At 31.8% G+C, this 20,454-nt stretch carries 18 protein-coding genes; 8 read left to right on the forward strand and 10 right to left on the reverse strand.

Going from position 1 to position 20,454, the window contains the following annotated elements:
• Nucleotides 1-12: 12 nt before the first annotated feature.
• From RH82_RS11715 to RH82_RS11735, 5 genes are all read left to right on the forward strand, one after another.
• Complete coding sequence (locus tag RH82_RS11715; protein WP_034060950.1) at nucleotides 13-987, forward strand: polyprenyl synthetase family protein; 975 nt, start codon at nucleotides 13-15, stop codon at nucleotides 985-987.
• 10 nt (nucleotides 988-997) lie between these two features.
• Nucleotides 998-1,354: a hypothetical protein gene (locus RH82_RS11720; protein ID WP_034060951.1), complete on the forward strand. Its 357-nt coding sequence runs from the start codon at nucleotides 998-1,000 to the stop codon at nucleotides 1,352-1,354.
• A 203-nt stretch (nucleotides 1,355-1,557) separates the two neighbouring features.
• Complete coding sequence (locus RH82_RS11725; RefSeq protein WP_034060952.1) at nucleotides 1,558-4,368, forward strand: sensor histidine kinase; 2,811 nt, start codon at nucleotides 1,558-1,560, stop codon at nucleotides 4,366-4,368.
• Complete coding sequence (locus tag RH82_RS11730) at nucleotides 4,361-5,125, forward strand: LytR/AlgR family response regulator transcription factor (RefSeq protein ID WP_034060954.1); 765 nt, start codon at nucleotides 4,361-4,363, stop codon at nucleotides 5,123-5,125. Before RH82_RS11725 ends, RH82_RS11730 begins: the two co-directional genes overlap by 8 nt.
• 99 nt (nucleotides 5,126-5,224) lie before the next feature.
• Nucleotides 5,225-7,459 (forward strand): T9SS type A sorting domain-containing protein, encoded by a 2,235-nt coding sequence (locus RH82_RS11735; RefSeq protein WP_034060956.1) that lies wholly within the window; start codon nucleotides 5,225-5,227, stop codon nucleotides 7,457-7,459.
• A gap of 109 nt (nucleotides 7,460-7,568) precedes the next feature.
• On the opposite strand, the gene RH82_RS11740 is transcribed toward RH82_RS11735, so the two are convergent.
• The 10 genes from RH82_RS11740 to RH82_RS11785 all read right to left on the reverse strand — a co-directional run bounded on the left by RH82_RS11740 (nucleotide 7,569) and on the right by RH82_RS11785 (nucleotide 15,879).
• Nucleotides 7,569-8,012, reverse strand: a complete 444-nt coding sequence (locus tag RH82_RS11740) for a hypothetical protein (protein ID WP_034060957.1) — start codon at nucleotides 8,010-8,012, stop codon at nucleotides 7,569-7,571.
• A gap of 36 nt (nucleotides 8,013-8,048) precedes the next feature.
• Nucleotides 8,049-8,831, reverse strand: a complete 783-nt coding sequence (locus RH82_RS11745) for an ABC transporter permease (RefSeq protein WP_034060958.1) — start codon at nucleotides 8,829-8,831, stop codon at nucleotides 8,049-8,051.
• On the reverse strand, nucleotides 8,824-9,531 hold the full coding sequence (locus RH82_RS11750; RefSeq protein WP_034060959.1) for an ABC transporter ATP-binding protein: 708 nt from the start codon (nucleotides 9,529-9,531) through the stop codon (nucleotides 8,824-8,826). The genes RH82_RS11745 and RH82_RS11750 overlap by 8 nt, the downstream gene beginning before the upstream one ends.
• Entirely contained in the window at nucleotides 9,525-10,760 is a 1,236-nt protein-coding gene (locus tag RH82_RS11755) for a nitrous oxide reductase family maturation protein NosD (protein ID WP_052158323.1), read from the reverse strand. Before RH82_RS11755 ends, RH82_RS11750 begins: the two co-directional genes overlap by 7 nt.
• 4 nt (nucleotides 10,761-10,764) lie before the next feature.
• Nucleotides 10,765-11,202, reverse strand: coding sequence for a nitrous oxide reductase accessory protein NosL (locus RH82_RS11760; RefSeq protein ID WP_034060961.1), 438 nt, complete (start codon nucleotides 11,200-11,202; stop codon nucleotides 10,765-10,767).
• Between the two features lie 22 nt (nucleotides 11,203-11,224).
• Entirely contained in the window at nucleotides 11,225-11,845 is a 621-nt protein-coding gene (locus tag RH82_RS11765) for a hypothetical protein (RefSeq protein ID WP_034060962.1), read from the reverse strand.
• Nucleotides 11,846-12,081: 236 nt separating this feature from the next.
• Nucleotides 12,082-14,052 (reverse strand): Sec-dependent nitrous-oxide reductase, encoded by a 1,971-nt coding sequence (gene nosZ / locus RH82_RS11770; RefSeq protein WP_034060963.1) that lies wholly within the window; start codon nucleotides 14,050-14,052, stop codon nucleotides 12,082-12,084.
• 29 nt (nucleotides 14,053-14,081) lie between these two features.
• Nucleotides 14,082-14,648, reverse strand: coding sequence for a fasciclin domain-containing protein (locus tag RH82_RS11775; RefSeq protein WP_034060964.1), 567 nt, complete (start codon nucleotides 14,646-14,648; stop codon nucleotides 14,082-14,084).
• Between the two features lie 41 nt (nucleotides 14,649-14,689).
• Nucleotides 14,690-15,193, reverse strand: a complete 504-nt coding sequence (locus RH82_RS11780) for a c-type cytochrome (protein WP_034060966.1) — start codon at nucleotides 15,191-15,193, stop codon at nucleotides 14,690-14,692.
• Nucleotides 15,194-15,435: 242 nt separating this feature from the next.
• Nucleotides 15,436-15,879, reverse strand: coding sequence for an alpha-ketoglutarate decarboxylase (locus RH82_RS11785; protein WP_241148055.1), 444 nt, complete (start codon nucleotides 15,877-15,879; stop codon nucleotides 15,436-15,438).
• A 115-nt stretch (nucleotides 15,880-15,994) separates the two neighbouring features.
• Between RH82_RS11785 and RH82_RS11790 the strand changes: the two genes are divergently transcribed.
• Genes RH82_RS11790 through odhB form a run of 3 tightly spaced genes read left to right on the forward strand, consistent with a single transcriptional unit; the run spans nucleotide 15,995 to nucleotide 20,401 of the window.
• Nucleotides 15,995-18,751, forward strand: a complete 2,757-nt coding sequence (locus tag RH82_RS11790; RefSeq protein WP_034060968.1) for a 2-oxoglutarate dehydrogenase E1 component — start codon at nucleotides 15,995-15,997, stop codon at nucleotides 18,749-18,751.
• 19 nt (nucleotides 18,752-18,770) lie between these two features.
• A complete protein-coding gene (locus RH82_RS11795; protein WP_052158324.1) occupies nucleotides 18,771-19,142 on the forward strand; it encodes a DUF3887 domain-containing protein in 372 nt (123 codons plus the stop codon).
• Between the two features lie 44 nt (nucleotides 19,143-19,186).
• Entirely contained in the window at nucleotides 19,187-20,401 is a 1,215-nt protein-coding gene (gene odhB, locus RH82_RS11800) for a 2-oxoglutarate dehydrogenase complex dihydrolipoyllysine-residue succinyltransferase (protein ID WP_034060969.1), read from the forward strand.
• Nucleotides 20,402-20,454 lie beyond the last annotated feature (53 nt).

Genomic DNA, 20,454 nt, shown 5'->3' on the forward strand with positions numbered 1-20,454 from the left:
TATTTTTGTACGATGCAAAATACTTTAGACTATCAAGCCGCATTTTTAGAATATTTGGAAGCGTATTCTAAAATTCGAGAGCCTAAAAATTTATACGAGCCTATTAATTATATACTTAAATTAGGTGGTAAACGTTTGCGTCCTGTTTTAACATTAATGACTGCTGAAATATTTAACTGCGACTATAATAAAGCATTAGATGCTGCTTTAAGTATAGAAGTGTTTCATAATTTTTCGTTAGTTCATGACGATATTATGGATGCAGCTCCATTGAGAAGAGGTCAGCAAACCGTGCATGAAAAATGGGATACCAATACTGGAATTTTGTCTGGAGACGCGATGCTTATTATGGCTTACCAGTTATTCGAGAATTACGAGCCAGAGACCTTTCAAGGTTTAGCAAAACTATTTAGTAAAACGGCTTTAGAGGTTTGTGAAGGACAACAATATGATGTGGATTTCGAAACACGCGATGATGTTACCATTCCAGAGTATTTAAAAATGATTGAATATAAAACTGCTGTTTTGGTTGGAGCTGCCATGAAAATGGGAGCTATTGTTGCAAATGCTTCAATAAATGATCAAAATGGTATTTACGAGTTTGGTCGCTTGTTAGGAATTGCTTTCCAACTTCAAGACGATTATTTAGATGCTTTTGGTAATCCTGAAACTTTTGGAAAACAAGTTGGTGGTGATATAATTGAAAATAAAAAGACGTATTTATATTTGAAGGCTTTAGACTTTTTAAATGCTTCGGAAAGGAATCAGTTAGAACAATTGTTCTCTGTTAATTTAGAAGATAATTTTGAAAAAATAAATACGGTAAAACAGTTTTTTACTAAATGTGGTTCTGCAGAGGCAACAAAACGAGAAATCGAGATTTATACTTTTAAGGCGTTTTCAGTTTTAGAAACATTAGATATCTCTGAAGATAAAAAATCGCTTTTAAAAGATTTTGGGAATTCACTTATGACAAGGAAAGTATAAGTAAATAAGAATGAAACTACCAGCAACATTCGAAGATTTAATAGTAGAAGCTAATGCTTTAGAGTTATATAAAAAACTAATCCATCAGTTAAACAAAGATTTCCTTTACGCTAATATCGACTTAGATTTCGACGAAGATATCTTGCCTACAAGTTTAAAATTATTGCTACACGATATAGTGTATAAGCTTATTCAAGAAAAATTTAACGAGTATCTTAACCTACTTTATATTATTGATGTTCCAGAGCATAAAGTTAGAGCATTAAATGGAGACGATACTGTAGAATTGGCAGCTCAAGTTTCGTTTTTAATATTAAAACGCGAATGGCAAAAGGTCTGGTTTAGGAATGAATATGCAAATAAATAAAAGTTTATTGGGATCATAGTTTTATACTTTAATCATATTCTTTTGTTGTATAAATTAAAGATGTGGTTGAAAGCGTCTATTTACTAAAATTTTTACATTTGTATAATCGTAATTTACAGAAATTAGATATGCGCCAAAGAGTTTGCATCATTATTATATTGTTTTTCCTTTCGTTCAAAATATTTGGACAGGAGGTAATAACGATGCATGCTGAAAAAATTTCCGAATTACCGGATTCTGATTTTTATGGTGTTCACCAAGATTCTAAATTGAATTACTGGTTTGTTGCAAACACAGGACTTTATAAGTTTGATGGTGTTGGTTATTATAAATATGCTAATGACACCTCTAATAAACAATTAGCGTTTTTCAATATTAAAGAGGATAATCTTGGTAGAATTTGGGTAAATAGTTTGAAGGGAGAATTTTTCTGTTTAAAAAACAATACATTAGAATTAATTTATAGTGCAGAAAAGGAAAGTGATGGCGAATTAAGTTACGAAGTCTTTGACAATAAATTGTATTACAAAGTCACGGCAACGAATGAAATTTTTAGCATTGACATTGATACAAAAAAGCGTTCCAAAGTAGCTGTAGATGATTGTCAGAATTGGAATCAGTTTGTGATTTTTAAAGAACAATTAATCTTTAAAAACGCAAAGAATAATTTGGTAAGCTTTAATGTTGATACATTACAAAAGAACAATAATATTTTAGGTTTAGGAAATAATGTTTTGAGAATCAGAACAACAAAAAACCATTGTTTTATTATTTCTGAAGATAGAAAATTTAAAAAGAAAATAGAATTATTGTATCAGAATAAATTGATTAAGTTGGAGCTTCCTTTATTTTTAAATAAGAATAAAATCCTTAAAATAACCGAAGACTTACAAGGCAATTTATTGTTTTCTACAACAAAAGGTTTGTTGTTTACAAAATTAAAAGACAATCAATTTATTAATAAAACCGTCTTGTTTCATAATAAATCGATTTCTGATGCTATTCAAGATCAATTTGGTAATTATATAGCTACATCTAATAATGAAGGTGTTTTCTTTTTTGAACCTTCTTTTGAAAAAGTGCTGGTTAAAGAAAATTCATTCTTAAAATCCAATAAACTATCTGTTATTCAGAAAACAATAAACAATCATTTTTTAATTGGAGATATTTTTGGGAACGTATATTTTACGGAGTTATCCAACACTGTGGATCACGTGGTTTCAAAAAAAGTAAAAAGCAGAATACACGAGACTTTTTTTGATGATAACACGGGTAGTACTTTTATACTATCAGAAAATGATTTAACAGTTATTACAAATAAAAATAGATTAATAACTAAACCTTTAGCAGTAAAAGATATTGATGTAATAGATAATAATACTTTTTTAATTTGTGCCTCGACTGCGGCTGTTGTAAATAAAATAGGTGACAATGGTTTTGAGAGTATTGATAATTTAAGACGTAAAAGAAGTTTTTCTGGAGTTTATATTAAAAAAGACAGCAGTTATTGTATTGCATTTGTAGACGGTGTGCATGTTATTAAAAACGGATCGATAAAACCTTTATTTTATAAAAGAGAAAATTTTTATGCGCAACATATAGAAAAAGGAGATTCTTGTTTATGGTTTTTAGATAAAAATGGCGAAGTATTTTATTTGACAGAAGAAGGGATTATAAAAAAAATACCTTCGGATAAAATCAAAAAATTAAAAAAAATAGGAAACAAAATTTATTATTTATCACGTAATGCTATTGGTTTTATTAATACAAAATCAAATAAACTAACAGTGATATATACAATCAAAAATATTTTACTGAATGCAAAAATCAAAGATTTTGACATTATCGATAACTCTATAATACTCGCGACTAATAAAGGCGGATTTATTTCAAGTTTAAATAAAAAGGAAAAGATAAATACAATATTGCCAAAAACGTATGTAAAAGAGTTTACAGTAAACAATAAAAAAAAAGAAGACTATAAAAATGTTGTTTTTAAATATGATGAAAATAACATAGCAATCACAATTAGAAATCAAGATGCTTTAGGAATATTAAAATATAATTATCAATATAAATTATCTAACAATGAGACCTGGGTTGATATTCCTAATATAGAATCTTCTCTACGATTTTATAATTTACAAGATGGAGACTATAACATCACCATTAGAACGCGCAATAGTTCTTTAGTCGAAATTCATTCACTACCAATAAAATTCACTATTAAACTACCCTTTTGGAAAACGGTTTGGTTTCTTACATTTAGTTTCATTTTATTACTTGGCAGTGTGCTTGTCTATATGCGTTTTAGAATACAAACATTGAATCGAAAACAAACCTTGCAGTTAGAAAAAGTAACTTTAGAAAAAAACTTGGCATTCTCTAAATTGCAAAACTTGAAGAATCAAATGAATCCTCATTTTATGTTTAATGCTATGAATTCAATTCAATCTTTAATATTAAAAGGAAAGAAGCAAGAAGCTTATACGTATCTCACAAAATTTTCGCAGTTAATTCGTGAAAACCTTAATAGAAGTGAAAAAACTTTTGTTTATATTGATGAAGAAATTAGTTTGTTAGACGCTTATTTAGAATTAGAGAAATTACGTTTTAAAACAAATTTCAACTATCAAATTGTTGCTAATAATATAGAAGCTATTAAAGTACCTACCATGATTATTCAGCCTTTTGTAGAAAATGCAATAAAACATGGGTTGTTGCATAAAGATGGGTTGAAAGTATTAACCATAACATTTACTCAAACAAATGTAATTACTTGTGTTATTGAAGATAATGGTATTGGTAGGCAAGCCTCTCAACACATTAATGAAAACAAGATTGGTAAACCAAAATCTTTTTCAACTGGAGCTATTGCTAAACGTTTTAATTTACTAAAAGAATCCTATAACGTAGATTTAGGATTTGAATATATAGATTTGGAAGACAATAATGGAAGTGCAATAGGAACGCGAGTGATAATAAAAATACCATATGTTTTAGAAGATGAATAATTCTATAAAAGCCATAATTGTAGACGACGAGATTCATGCTCGAGAGAATCTAATATACTTGTTAGATAATTTCTGTGCGAACGTAACTGTTATAGGAGAAGCATCAAACGTAGATACTGCCATAGGTTTAATAGAATCGTTGCGTCCCAATCTTGTGTTTTTAGATATAGAAATGCCCAGGAAAAATGGGTTTGAATTAATGAGTCATTTTAAAACTATAGATTTTCAAGTCATATTTATAACAGCTTACGACCAATACGCTATTAAGGCCTTTGAAGTATCTGCCATAGATTATCTTTTAAAACCAATAGCTATTGATAGACTAAAAGGCGCTATAGAAAAAGTCTTATTACAAGAAGAACAATTACAAATAACCGAACGTTTTCAGGCTTTAAAAGAAAACAACAATCAAAAAAGTATAAAGCGATTATCCATCCCTTATAAAAGTGATTACGTAATTATTTCTATTGCAGATATTATTTTAATAGAAGCAGATAGAATGTATAGTAATTTATGTGTGGAAGGAAAATTAGCAAGTAAAACCTATACATATGCAAAAAAATTACGTGATTTTGAAGACATTTTCGATGATTTAGATAATTTTATACGCATTCATCGCTCGTGGATTATCAATATTAATTACTTACAATCGTATTCAAAGAAAGATAAAGAAGTTCTTTTAATAAACAATAAACGGATTCCCGTAAGCAAAAGTTATAAGGAAAAACTAGAAAAACTTTTAGGTTTCGACGCTTAATTTTTCATTCGGAAACATTTTTATGGTATTGGGAAAGAATAAAAGGCATCCTCGCAAGGGATGCTTTTCTTTTGCTTTAGAAATCATAAAAATATTACAATGAAAACAAAATTACTTTTATTACTCGTATTAACATATTCTGGATTAATGGCACAAACAGCGACATCGGAATATTTATTTACCAATGGAGATATAACAAATGGTGTAAATTCTGTTGCATTAACACAGACAGGAACTAGTCACTCGCTAATAGATGGAATCGATGGCCTTACTAATAACGGCATGTTGCTAAATGGTGATGCTTTTAATAATCCAAGTTGGATTACAGATGGTGGTAATGACAATAGTGATTATTCTATTGGGTTTTGGATAAAAACAGACGAAAACTCGGCAGTTGAACAGGAGATTATTAATCAGTTCTCTGCCTACGGATGGAAGTTTACGCTATTAAATGGAAATCTTACTTTTAGAGGTAAATTTTTTACAGATGGAACTTCGTCTGCAAACCAACCGGCAACATATACTTACACTTATAATAATATAGCAGATGACGAATGGCATTATATTGTGGCTACTTTAGATAAATCTGCCGAAGCTATTTTAGGTGGAGGAGGAGCAGAATATTCAAGAGTACGTTATAAAGTTTATGTGGACAAAGTGTTGGTTTCTAATCAAGAAATTCAAAAAGTAAATGTTGGAAATCATTATGCATTACAAAACAGCGCACAACTTTTTATTGGAGATAATGAAGACTTAAATGGTAATAGATATTTAGGCGGAATAGATAATATTCGATACTACAATGGATTGTTAGACCAAACGGATATTAATGCGCTATACACAGAGTATTTTGCAAGAGCACCAAAAGCATTTTTTGTAAATCAAGCAGCTACAGGAAATAACGATGGCTCTTCTTGGACAGATGCCTATACTAATTTACAAGATGCAATAACACAAGCTGACGTTATAAGCGATGAAATATGGATAGTACAAGGCACCTATATTCCTGATGCTTCCCTTAAAACGAAATCATTTTTAATAAATAACAGTATTAAGCTATATGGCGGATTTAATGGAACAGAATCTTTACTTTCTGAAAGAGATTGGAGAGCAAATGAAACTATCCTATCCGGCGATTTAAGTAATAATGATACAAATAGTATGGTATATAATGACGCAAGTAGAACCGACAACGCCTATAGAGTTGTAGTCTTAAATGCCGAAGATGTATTGCTAGATGGATTAACAATTTCTGGAGGAAATGCTATGCATAGCTCTATTAATGGATATCAAAAAGGAGCGGGAATTCATAAAACATCTCCCATTAACAGTATAAATGTTAAGAATTGTACTATTAAAAATAATATTGCACGAACAGCAACAGGTATTTACGCAGAGTTTAGTGCAAATGCAATGGTAAATATTTCAAAATGTGTGTTTGAAAACAATTTGGGTAAACACTCTGTAGCTTACTATATTCGTTCTAATGCTAACCTAACAGAAGTTAATATAGATAATTCACTATTTACCCAAAATAGAGTAGAAGATATAACAGGATTCGATGGTTTAACAGGAAGTGCCGGATCTGTAAGTGTTAATAATGGAGGATCATTAAATGCTAATATTTCAAATTGTACAATTGCAGACAATATTGAAAATGGAACACATACTGCACTTGCTTCTGTTGGTGTATTAGCAACAGCCAGATATAATGGTAATATGAACGTAGAGGTTTACAATACTATTTTTTGGAATAATAGCCGATTAAGTAGTACAACTCCACAAGCTAATAGCATTGGGAGAATTACTGCTAGTAATTTTGCTAATATGCTTACAATTTCCAATTGTATAACTCCAGAAAGCGTATCTGGATATGCAGGAACAGTTAATGAGAGTATTATGTATACTTCAGATCCAGTATGGTTATCCAATACTGGAAATCTTAGATATCGTTTGCCAACAACTTCACCTGGATACAATACTGGAGATAATGTTCAAGTTGTTAATGGACTTGAAGGAGATTTAGCAGGACAAATAAGAATAGCCGAAGGAACTATAGAAATAGGAGCTTTTGAATCGGAATCTGCGACGCTATCACTACAATTAGATACTTTTGTTTCTACTTTTGTGTATCCTAACCCTACAGCAAATTATGTGACCATTAAAAGTAGTAAAAAAGTAAACTTAGTGACTGTCTATTCCGCAACAGGAAAAGAAGTATTTAAAATAAAAAACCAAAATAGAATAGATTTAAGCAGATTACCAAATGGTATCTATTTCCTTTGCATTGAATTAGATACTCAAAGCGTAGTAAAAAAAATCATGAAAAAATAAAGGGCGTTATTATTAATTTTTTGAATCCAACCTTTAAAATTCGCCTTTCTCTTTTTAGAAATAAAAAGGAAAGGCTAAAGGTTTGATTTTGAGATAAGTATTATTAATTTTATAATTTAAAATAACTAAAATAATCTTTGGTTAAGCCCTCTAGTTTTTTGGTATACAATTTAATGTTTGTATTGTTTTTAGCATCTTTTAAGTTTGAGATTTCATCTAAAATTGGAACAAGTACGATATGAAGTTGATCATGTGCTTCACCTTTCATATTGCAACTTTTAATAATGTAGCTGGTTTGCGTAGATAATAAATTACCTAATGCTTTTCCATCTATAGATGCGTTGTTTTTTAAAATAGAATCGATACGTTTCATGCCAATATGGGTTTCTTTATTTGCAACCCATTTCTCGCCATGGTTCATTTTTAGTTGTACAGTATCTAAAAGCGAAATGTCTTCAATTTCAGAACTGTTTTTTTCTATTTTTTCACCTTCAGTTTTACAACCAAAAAGCAAAGCAAGAACTAGTAGTGCTGCAATGTGTTTTATCTTCATAATTTCTAGTATTAAAATGCCAATTATTAGCTTGACTTAAAAGTCTTTTTTCTTCGATTTATAGACTATTCGCAAAACGGGTAAAACTACCCAAATAATTAATGTTACGAAAGATACAATAAGCCCGAAACTTGTACCAAAAAATTGCTTAAAAACGGCTCCAGTATAGCCTAAAAGAGCTGAGATATCTAATTTTAATAATATTAATGTTCGCGAGAGGTCGATTGGGTTTAACATCGTTCCAATTAAAGAAAGTTTGTCTAAAGGATAGTCTTCAAACATAATAAGTGTCATTAAAAATAATCCGTCGTAAATAACAGCAAGAAACAGCCAAAGTAAAATGGCGTAACCAAATCCTTTAATTTTATTTTCGTTAGACATAGCAATATTAAATGCCAATGCTGTGAATATTAAGGTCAAAAAGGTGCCTGTAATTAGTAGTAAAGAAAAGTCCCATATCGCGCTACTTTCGAACAAACCATAGCATACAAACGGAAGCCCTAAACCTAAAATTAAACTCATAGAAAGTGATAAAGCGACACCTAAATATTGTCCTAAAAATATGGAAGAACGCTTTAGTGGTTGTGCTAATAAAAGTTCTGTAAACTCTTTGGAGTTATAATAATACATAACACCAAAAATGGTTCCAATTAATGGAACAAGAACAATTATAACATTCATTAAAGTAATGACTGCTTTAGAGAGGTCGTTGTTTAAAAATAAGAGTACAACTCCTAACAATAAATAAAATGCAAAATAGACGTAACTCCAACGACTACGCATTAAATCGTAAAAACTATATTTTAATATTTTAAGCATGATTGTCTGTTAATATGGACGCAATCGCATGTTCAAAATCTGGCTGATTGGTCTTGGTTTTTAATTCTTGAATAGAGCCTTTAAAATATATTTTGCCTTCTAAAAGAAATACAATTTCGTCTGACACTTCTTCAACAAAACTCATGATGTGAGACGTAATTAAAATGGTTTTCCCTTTGGCTTTCTCTTTCTGAATTAAATCTTTTAATCTAATTAAAGAAATAGGGTCTAAACCCGTTGTTGGCTCGTCTAAAATAATTAGAGGACTATCGAACATAAAGGCTAGCACAAGGTTTACTTTTTGCTTGGTTCCTCCAGAAAGCGTTCCTAGTTTTTTGTCTAAAAATGGTTCAAGTTTAAATAAGTCTATTAATTGTACCTCTGCATTTGTGAAGGCACGTAAATCCTTAATCATTTTAATTAATTCCTTAACTTTTAAATTACTTGGAAAGTTTGCTATTTGAGGCAAGTAGTCAATTTTATGTCTGTATTCTGAATTTTTTTTAATGTTTTCGCCAAGTACAGTAATATTGCCTTGGTCTGGAATAACCATTCCTAAAACCGACTTGATTAATGTTGTTTTTCCAGAACCATTTGGACCAAGAACAGCAAAAATACCACCTTCATTAATGGTTAGATTCAAGCCGCTTAATACTTGGTTTTTACCGAATTTTTTATGTAAATTTTCAATCGTTACCATGTCATTTTTTTTATTTGTGGTTCGTTATCCAATAAATTATCTGGAGTAAAAACAGGTGATACTTTTTCAGAAAAATCAATAATATCTATAAACATACTACGCAATAAAATAATGGTTTCTGGTGTACGGTTTACAATATATGAAAACAGTTTTACTGGCCTGTAAGGCACGTCACCAGTGCCATCTTTGTCTAGGTCGTAACCTGTGTAATTGCTCCAATAATTTTTATCAAATGTATTGTCGTTAACCTTACTATTATAAGCAATATCGAATGAGTTATATAAAAAGTTATTTTTTGTAAATGTATTAGTATAGCAAGCGCCTTTTATTTTAATTGCCCAACCATTGTTGCTAAAATTATTATGTTTATAAATAATACGGTTTGAGCCTTCTATGTTTATACCAATGGTATTGTCTTCAAAACTATTACCAATAATTTCGGCATCGTTAATTTCTTTAAGAAGCATTCCATACGATGCAGTCCCCCAATTTTTTTTAAAAATATTATTGTGCATTTTTATGCGTTTGGAGAACATTACTGCAACTCCAGCACCATTATTATCGAAAGTATTGTCTTGATAAATATCGTCGTTAGAAAACATGAAATGCAAACCATAACGCACATTTAGTGAGCTTACATTGTTTTTAATAGTACAAAAATCTGAAAACTCTAAATAGATGCCATCTCTAACATGTTGCACAAAATTATGTTCAATTTCTATGTTCTTACTGTACCATAATTGAATACCATTACCAGAATTGTATTCTTCAACAGCATCTCCAATTATTTTATTATGAAATATTTTCCCGTCTCTTGATTTTTCAATATAAATACCAAAGAATAATTTCTCTAAAACTAAATTCTGAATCACAAAATTTTTACTTCTTCTAACACGAACAGCTGCATAATCCTCGGTATAACTTGTGCCAACATTAATGATGAATAAGCCATCAACCGTTACATTATTTGCGGTTATTGTGATTATTTCACCTTTTAATTCACCATCAATTACTGGATAGCCTTTGCCAATAATAGTGAGAGGTTTATTAATAAGAATATTATGCTCTTTGTATGATCCTTTTTTAACAATAATAGTATCAAAATCTTTTGCTTGATTTATGGCGCCTTTTAAAGTTGAAATGGGACATGTTTTACAAACGTTAATGGTTTGTGCAATAGTTGAACTAGTCATAAAAACGACTATTAAAAATGGTATTATATTTTTCATGATACTAGTCTTTAAACTTTGCTAGTAATTGATCCCAAGTATATAGAACGCCGCCTTTTTCTGTTTGTGTTTTTTCTGCATCAGCTTTATTTTTATAAGCTGATAAAAACGCTCCCATTGGACTTGGGACATTTTTACTTATTAAAAAAGTAGCATGAGTAGCATCGATTAAAACTTCTGGTTCTGTGTAGTTATTGGATAAGTAAAGTTCTATTTCTGAAGTTTCAAACTCATCCATGAAATTAACCATGCATTCGGTTGCATCAAATTTATAGACTTTTCCTTTTTTGGTTACAATCTCGGCAGCATGAACTTTATCTACAATGGTCATTTTACAAAAATGACAACCATCATTACCATAATCTATTGGTTTCGGTGACACATTACAACTTAAAAATATTAGCAGTAATGCAAGTGTTAAATAGTGTTTTAGTGTTTGCATTTTTTAGTGTTTTTTTAAAGTATTACTCAGTTGCTTTCTTCAAGCTTTCTTTTCTGCCTAACCAAAAAGCAACAAGCGTTAAAGACATGCCCACAAACATGAGGTATCCGCCTATGTGTGGTAAAGAAGTGACATCAAAATTTAATAATTTTTGATACCCAAATAGTGGCGGTTTATAAGACATTGGAGTGCCATCGGGATTGGTTACTTTAATTATAGCATGTGGATCTAAATTACTACCATAATCCATAAGCCAGTTGTTAAAATCGTACATGCCTAAAACCCCTAATATGGACATAAAAAGAAACCAGCCTATAAAAAATTTATAACTTACCTTATTAACATAGCCTAACAAACCAATGATTACGCCTAATAATACCATACCTAAAATCACTTTTGGGAATAGTGAAAACTCCCACATTTCACCAGGTTTTGGAATGGTTTTCATGCCTATATAATGATTTAATCCATCTATGTTTTGTAAATCAAATTCTTGTACACCTTTAATGCCATCAACATAGATGTTCATGCCAAGTGGTTCTGGGTATTGAGGAGCACCAAGCATGATGTTCCATAAAGGGAACTTGAAAAGTCCTAATAACAGCATTGAGCCTATTATCATTATAATGCTAGCCTTTTTCATCTTTTATTTCCCATAAAAACGGGAATCTGTTTTAAATTAATAATTGACTTTTTTTCAAGGATTCAGCGTCACTAAATCTTTATTAGACTATAAATGACTTCTTGATGAATAATACTGTTCTGTTTGAGATTCTTGCTTTCGCAGGAACTTGGTGTTTTAAAAAAGAAAGGCGAGAGCGAAAATTCTACTCTCGCCTTTTAAACAGGGAAATAAACACTAAATAAAATCCCCTATTTTTATTCTATATCTTCTCCTAAAGACCATTTTATTGGTGTGCTACTATCTGCAGCGGAGACTCTAATATAACCTTGCATTTCTTGATGTAATGCAGAACAAAAATCTGTACAATAGAAAGGCCATACACCAACTTTTGTAGGGATCCAAACAGAAGATTTAGTTTGCCCTGGCATTACTAATAACTCTGAAGTATTTTGACCTAACACTGCAAATCCATGTGGTACATCGAAATCTTGCTCTAAGTTAGTGACGTGGAAATATACTTTATCCCCAACCTTAACACCTTCAATGTTATCCGGTGAGAAATGACTTCTTATAGTCGTCATATAAATATGTACTTCCTTGCCTTTTCTAACAACTTTAGTATCATCATCAGACTTTGCAGCGTAAGGATGCTTGTTGTCCTCTAAACGATAGATTTTTTTAGAACGCTCTTTAATTAAATCTGCACGCATTGCGGCCGCATAATGAGGTTCACCATGTGTTGGGAAATCTAAAAGTAATTCCATTTTATCACCTGAAATATCGTATAACTGTGCCGAGTGTTCCATTTCTGGACCAGTAGGTAAGTATCTGTCTTTTGTGATTTTGTTCATTGCGAACATGTATTTACCTTGTGGTTTTCTTGAGTTTCCGCCTGGGATTGTTAAGTGACCAACAGAATAGAACGTTGGCTTTCTGTCTAAAACTTCCCAAGTTCCTAATTTCCATTTTACAACTTCCGAGGAAATAAAGAATGTAGTATATGCGTTTCCTTGTCCATCAAATTCAGTATGTAAAGGTCCTAATCCTGGTTGCTCTACAACTCCAGCCAATACATCTTCGAAATTTAAAATTGGAATACCATAAGCTTCGCCTGCAAATTTTTTATTTTCAATAGCTGCTAACATTTTAGTGAATGAATGCACTGTTAAATTAGCTGAAAGTTTACCATTACCAACAATATATTCTCCAGAAGGATCAACATCACAACCATGAGGTGATTTTGGAGTTGGTAAGAAATATACAGCTCCAGGAACTTCTGATGGATTAACAACACGTACTTCTTTTTTCATTGTTGAAGTTGCAGTATGTGTGTGTTCATCATATACATTATGTGCATAATTAGCTGGCATCATTGTACCACCACCATTATTTACATATTCTTCAATTTTTTTCCAGTTTATTGCGGCAATAAAATCTTTATCATTTTGAGATGCATTAACCTCTAACAGTGTGCTTGCTTCCTCAGTATTATAAGTTGTAAAGAAGAACCAACCATGTGATTTTCCACGTCCAGGATGCGATAAATCGTAGTTAAAACCAGGCATAAGTACTTGGAATTTTATATCCATATTTCCTGTTTCTGGTGCGACACTAATAAAAGACAATGCGCCTTGAAAATTACCTTTGTATTCACTAATTGGCATATCGCGTTGCGGAATTGGTACAGAAAAACGTGTACCTGCAACTACATACTCTGTGTTTTCAGTTACAAAAGAAGAACTGTGATTTCCAGCACTATTTGGCACCTCAATAATTTCAGTAGTTTCAAAAGTTGTTAAATCTATTTTAGCAATTCTTGGTGTATTATTTTCATTAATAAAAATGAAACGCCCATCTATTTCTCCATTTGTTTGAGAAATGTCTGGATGGTGTGAATCTCCCCAAGGTACAAAGCCATGAGAGGTGTTTAACATTGGTTTTGTTTCTTCAGAATACCCATAACCAGAAGTTGGGAATTGTGAGAATACAGGGATTTCTTTAAACATTCTTCCTGATGGTAGACCGTAAACAGTTAAATTGCCGCTATATCCTCCAGATAGAAATGCATAATGTGAATCGTGCTCACCAGGAGCTACATATACTTTTTCTGCAACATTACTTGCCAAGGCTCCAGATTTTTTATTTGAATTACTTGAATTATTACAACTTGAAAATGTTACTAGAACACCTAAAATTGCAAGGGTTGATTTTAATATGTTTTTCATCTTTAGTTAAATTAAAATTAGTGTTAATATTATTCTGTTGGTGGTAATAATACTTTGTCTATTACGTGAACAATTCCATTTCCAGCTTTAATACTTGCTAGTATTTTTGCGCCTCCAATCATAGGTTCTCCATCTACAACTTCTACTTTTACATAACCATTATTAGCTTGTCCTAACTTTTTAAATTTCTTTAAAAAATCTTTTGAGTAGTTTCCTGGCGTTACATGGTATTTTAAAATATTAGCTAAGGCATTCTTATTTTCTGGTTTTAGTAAATTTTCAACAGTTCCTTTTGGTAGTGCTGCAAATGCTTCATTTGTTGGAGCAAAAACCATTAAAGGTCCTGCATTTACTAGAACATTTTCTAATTGTGCAGCTTGAACGGCAGCTACTAATGTAGTATGGTCTTTAGAGCCAATGGCTATACTTAATACTGTAGTGCTGCCATCATCTTCAATGAAGGCTTGGCCAGTTCTTTCTGTTGTTTTATTCTCAGTAGTTGCAGCAGTCGATGTTGTTTCTTTGTTTTCCGTTTTACACGAGATAATCAATGTTAAACATGTAAATCCAAAAAACAGATGTTTTAAAGTTTTCATTGGTTTATGTTTTAGTAATTATGGTTAATATTAATAAGGTGTTATTTTAGAGTTCTAAAATATTCTAAAACGGCTCTCGCGTCTTTTTCGGTTAACCCCTGATTCGCCATTGGGGAACCATTAAATTCCATTAACAGTTCTTTTGCTAAAGGATCTTTTTTAGTCATTTCTTCAGGATTTAGAATCATGTTCATAACCCATTCTGGAGATCTACGCTTTAGAATTCCTGTAGGAGCTGGACCTACAAATTTTTTGTTTACTCTATGGCACGCAGTACACATTTTTTTGTATACATCTGCACCATGTGCGACCATTTTTTGGTCTATTGTAGCTCCTAAATCGACAGATGTAATTGGGCCAATACCTTTATTTGCTAAATCTATTCTTTTAGATGCAGGTATTTTTTCAGCTTTAGGTGTTGTAGTTTTTTCTGTTGTTGTCTTTTTTTGATACGAGAATTTTTCTTTCTGCTTTTCATCTTTGCCTCCACAACTTACAAGAAGTGTTACAAATAATACAATAATTAGTTTTAGTGTTGTTTTCATTATTTATCTGGTTTATTGGACAAAAATAAAGCGATAAATAGTCATAAAAGATGATAAAAGTCATATTTAGGATAAATTTATCCTCATTTAAAATATTGATTATCAATATTTTATTAATCGTTCAAAAAATAAATAATGAGTAATTGAAAGGTGTTAAAAGAAAACCCTAACAAAAGGAGTCCAAGCATTAGCAGAGAAACTCTTGTTGTCATTATAGAGCACATCGTAACGCACGCCAAAAGTTACATTATTGGCTCTATAACCAACACCAAAAAAAAGGCAGGAATCCAAAATTTATCGTCTATAAAAGCTGGATTATCGAAGTTTCTGCTCACATGGTTTTGCTCAAACTCTCCAGACAATTGGATTTCTTTAATAGGATTATAAAGACTAATAATACTTGCGCCAAAAACAGTAGATTTGGAAATGTTTTTCTGACTAAAATATGTGCCATTTAAACCAAGTCCTAAGGAAAACTGAGAATTAATATCATAAATAGCAGTTGGTGTTAAAGTGGCACTAAAAATATTACTTCCTGTGCTTAAACCTATCCCGCCACCAAAACGAACGTGTTTCCAAAAATGGCTTTGTTGTGCATTATTTTGGGCAAAAACAAGTGTGAAACTGAAGATAAAAATAACCAATAATGCAATGGTTTTTATGGAATACTTTGTTTTTGAAATCATAGAAAAAAAATAGATTGTTAAGAAAGACATAAATATAAGAAAAGCATCGCTATTTTTAGAGAAAGTTGTATTTTTGATAAAATTTTGTTGAAGCGAACACTTCTTATACTTAATAATGGATAAATATTCCTTTTTAAACGCAGCACATACAGCATACTTTGCTGATTTATACGAACAATACCAAGTAAACCCTGATTCTGTAGAGCCAAGTTGGAGAGCCTTTTTTCAAGGTTACGACTTTGGTAGTGAAAATTATGGGATGGATGGTGACATTGTAGAAGGTGTTTCTACTCAAATTCCAGAGCAAGTTCAAAAGGAATTCCAGGTTGTTAAATTAATCGACGGTTATAGAAATCGTGGTCACTTATTTACTAAGACCAATCCTGTACGTGAACGTAGAAAATATGAGCCATCTCTAGAACTTGAGAATTTTGGATTATCACAATCTGATTTAACTACCGTTTTTAATGCCGCTGAAATTTTAGGACTAAGAGCACAATCACTTCAAAATATTATAAAACACCTAGAAAGCATTTATTGCGATTCTATAGGTGTAGAATACATGTACATTAGAAAACCTGAAGAAATTGAATGGATTCAAAATAAGCTGAATATTAATGATAATCAGCCAAATTTTTCTTCAGATCAAAAAAAGCATATCCTTAAAAAACTTAATGAAGCGGTTTCTTTTGAAAGTTTTTTACACACTAAATATGTTGGACAAAAGCGTTTTTCTCTTGAAGGAGGAGAGGCCTTAATTCCTGCTTTAGATGCTGTTATAGAAAAAGCTGCAGAATTAGGTGTTGAAGAGTTTGTTATGGGAATGGCACATAGAGGCCGTTTAAGTACATTAACAAATATCTTTGGTAAAAGTGCTAAAGATATTTTTAGCGAATTTGACGGTAAAGATTACGAAGAGAAAGTACTTGATGGTGATGTTAAATACCATTTGGGCTGGACAAGTAAAAGAGTATCAGACTCAGGAAAAGGAATACGATTAAGTATTGCTCCAAATCCATCTCATTTAGAGACCGTTGGTGCAGTTGTTGGTGGTATAGTTAGAGCAAAACAAGACAAGTTTTATAAAGACGATTTTAATAAAGTGTTGCCAATAATTGTTCATGGAGATGCAGCTATTGCAGGTCAAGGGCTAGTTTACGAATTGGTGCAAATGGCACAATTAGATGGTTACAAAACGAATGGAACCATACATATTGTAGTAAATAACCAAGTTGGTTTTACAACAAATTATTTAGATGCAAGATCGAGTACCTATTGTACAGACGTTGGAAAAGTTACTTTATCTCCAGTTTTACATGTAAATGCAGACGATGCTGAAGCAGTAGTTCATGCGACATTGTTTGCTTTAGATTTTAGAATGAATTTTAAGCGTGATGTATTCATAGATATGTTAGGTTATAGAAAATATGGCCATAACGAAGGAGATGAGCCAAGGTTTACACAACCAAAATTATATAAGGCAATTTCAAAACATGCAAATCCAAGAAATATTTACGCTCAAAAGCTAGTTGATGAAGGTGTAATTGGCAAAGACCATGTTAAGCAATTGGAAAAAGCTTATAAAAATACACTTGAGGAGAAATTGGATGCTTCAAGAAAAGAAGATAAAACAGTCATAACTCCTTTTATGGAAGAAGTGTGGAAAGGTTTTATACCTGCCGATGAGCATGTGATGATTAAGACTGTAGATACTACGGTGTCTAAAAAGAATTTAGCTGAAATTACAAAGGTAATTTCAAACTTACCAGAAGACAAGAAATTTATCCGTAAAATTGAAAGACTCATTCAGTCTCGCCAAACAATGTTCGACGATAATAAGCTGGATTGGTCAATGGCAGAGCATTTAGCTTACGGCTCACTTTTAATGGAAGGTTATAATGTTAGAATTTCTGGGCAAGATGTAGAGCGAGGTACCTTCTCTCATAGACATGCCGTTGTGAAGGTAGAAGATAGCGAAGAAGAAATTATTTTACATAATAACATAAATAATACACAAGGAGAGTTTCATATTTATAACTCATTATTATCAGAATATGGTGTAGTAGGTTTTGATTATGGTTATGCCATGGCGAGCCCAAAAACATTAACGATTTGGGAAGCACAATTTGGAGATTTTAGTAATGGAGCTCAAATTATGTTAGACCAGTACATTTCTGCGGGAGAAGACAAGTGGAAAACACAAAACGGATTAGTAATGTTACTGCCTCATGGATACGAAAACCAAGGCGCAGAACATTCATCGGGAAGAATGGAGCGTTATTTACAATTATGTGCAAAAGATAATATGTATGTTGCAGATTGTACAACACCAGAAAACATGTTCCATTTGTTGCGTAGACAAATGAAAGCTAATTTTAGAAAACCTTTAATAGTATTTACTCCTAAGAGTTTATTACGTCATCCAAAAGTAGTCTCTACAGTAGATTCTTTTGCAAACGGAAGTTTCAAAATGGTAATAGACGATGTGTCCGTAACTGCAAGTAAAGTGAAATCTTTAGTGTTTGTTACAGGTAAATTTTATTATGATTTAGAGGAAAAACGTGAAGAACTTAAACGTGAAGATGTTGCAATAGTAAGAGTAGAACAATTATTTCCATTGCCAGCAGAAGAAATGCGAAACGCAATAAAAAAATATAATAATGCAGACGATATTGTTTGGGCACAAGAAGAGCCAAGAAATATGGGGGCTTATTCACACATGTTAATGAATTTTGATGAGGCTAAAGCCTTTAGATCAGCATCAAGACGCGCTTATGGAGCGCCATCTGCAGGTAGTTCTGTGCGATCTAAAAAACGTCATCAAGAAGTTATAGATTACGTATTCGATAAAACAAAGAATAATCAGCGTTAAGGGCATAAATTATACCATTATGAAAAAAATTGTACTAATTATTGTAGCAGTATTAAGCTTTACTTTAGGCTTTGCTCAAACAGAAAAGGCGAATTACAAAATAGTAGTTTCAGAATTTCAAACTAATTTTAATAATGGAGATTTTGAAAGTATATACAACATGCTAAATGCAAATTTTCAAAAGACATTGACATTAGAAAAGACAAAATATTACTTTCAAACAGATATTGAAGCACAAGCTTTAGGAAAGATTGAAGCAGTTGAATTAAAGGAAATAATAAGAACAGGTCATAATTATAAATTGACTTTCGAAAATGGAGTAGGAGAGGCCTTTTTTCTTTTAGATGACAACAATAAAATTAGTGGTTTACAAATGTATCCACCAAAATAATAAACAACAGTCAACACAAGACACTATAACAAAATTACAGTAGGATGATTTTAGAAATGAAAGTACCTTCGCCAGGCGAATCTATTACAGAAGTTGAAATAGCAGAATGGTTAGTTCAAGATGGTGATTATGTAGAAAAAGATCAAGCTATCGCAGAAGTAGATAGTGATAAAGCAACATTAGAGTTGCCAGCTGAAGCAAGTGGAACAATTACTTTAAAAGCTGAAGAAGGTGATGCTGTCGAGGTTGGTGCTGTGGTTTGTTTAATAGACACAAGTGCTGCAAAACCAGAAGAAACTTCTGAGACATCAAAAGTAGAAACAAAAACAGAAGCGCCAAAAGCAGCTGTAGAAACGCCAAAAGCGATTGAAACTAAAACGTATGCAACAGGAACAGCAAGTCCTGCAGCAAAAAAGATTTTAGCAGAAAAAGGGATGGATTCAAGTACTGTTTCTGGTTCTGGAAAAGATGGACGTGTAACTAAAGACGATGCTGTAAATGCAATACCTTCTATGGGAACACCAACTGGAGGAAATCGTGGGTCTTCGAATTCTAAGATGTCTATGTTACGTCGTAAAGTTGCAGAGCGTTTAGTAGAAGCAAAAAATACAACAGCGATGCTAACTACTTTTAACGAAGTAGATATGTCTCCAATTTTTGCACTTAGAAAAGAATATAAAGAAATATTTAAAGCAAAACATGGTGTTGGTTTAGGTTTTATGTCATTTTTCTCGTTAGCAGTTGTAAGAGCATTAAAAATGTATCCAGCTGTTAATTCTATGATAGATGGTAAGGAAATGAAAACGTTTGACTTTGTAGATATAAGTATTGCTGTTTCTGGACCAAAAGGATTAATGGTGCCTGTAATAAGGAATGCTGAAAATTTATCTTTTAGAGGTGTTGAGTCTGAAGTTAAGCGTTTAGCTATTCGTGCACGCGATGGAAAAATTACTGTAGATGAAATGACAGGTGGAACGTTTACAATCTCCAATGGCGGTGTATTTGGTTCTATGCTATCTACTCCAATTATAAACCCACCACAAAGTGGGATTTTAGGAATGCATAATATTGTAGAAAGACCAGTGGCTATAAATGGAGAAGTACATATCCGTCCAATAATGTTTGTTGCTTTGTCTTACGACCATAGAATTATCGATGGTAAAGAGAGTGTAGGTTTCTTGGTAGCAGTTAAAGAAGCGTTAGAAAACCCAACGGAGTTATTAATGAATAATGATATTAAAAAAGCTTTAGAACTTTAGTAATATAATAGCATTTACACAAAAACAAAAAAACACAGCTTTATGGGCTGTGT

Source organism: Lacinutrix jangbogonensis (assembly GCF_000797445.1).
GTDB lineage: Bacteria > Bacteroidota > Bacteroidia > Flavobacteriales > Flavobacteriaceae > Lacinutrix > Lacinutrix jangbogonensis.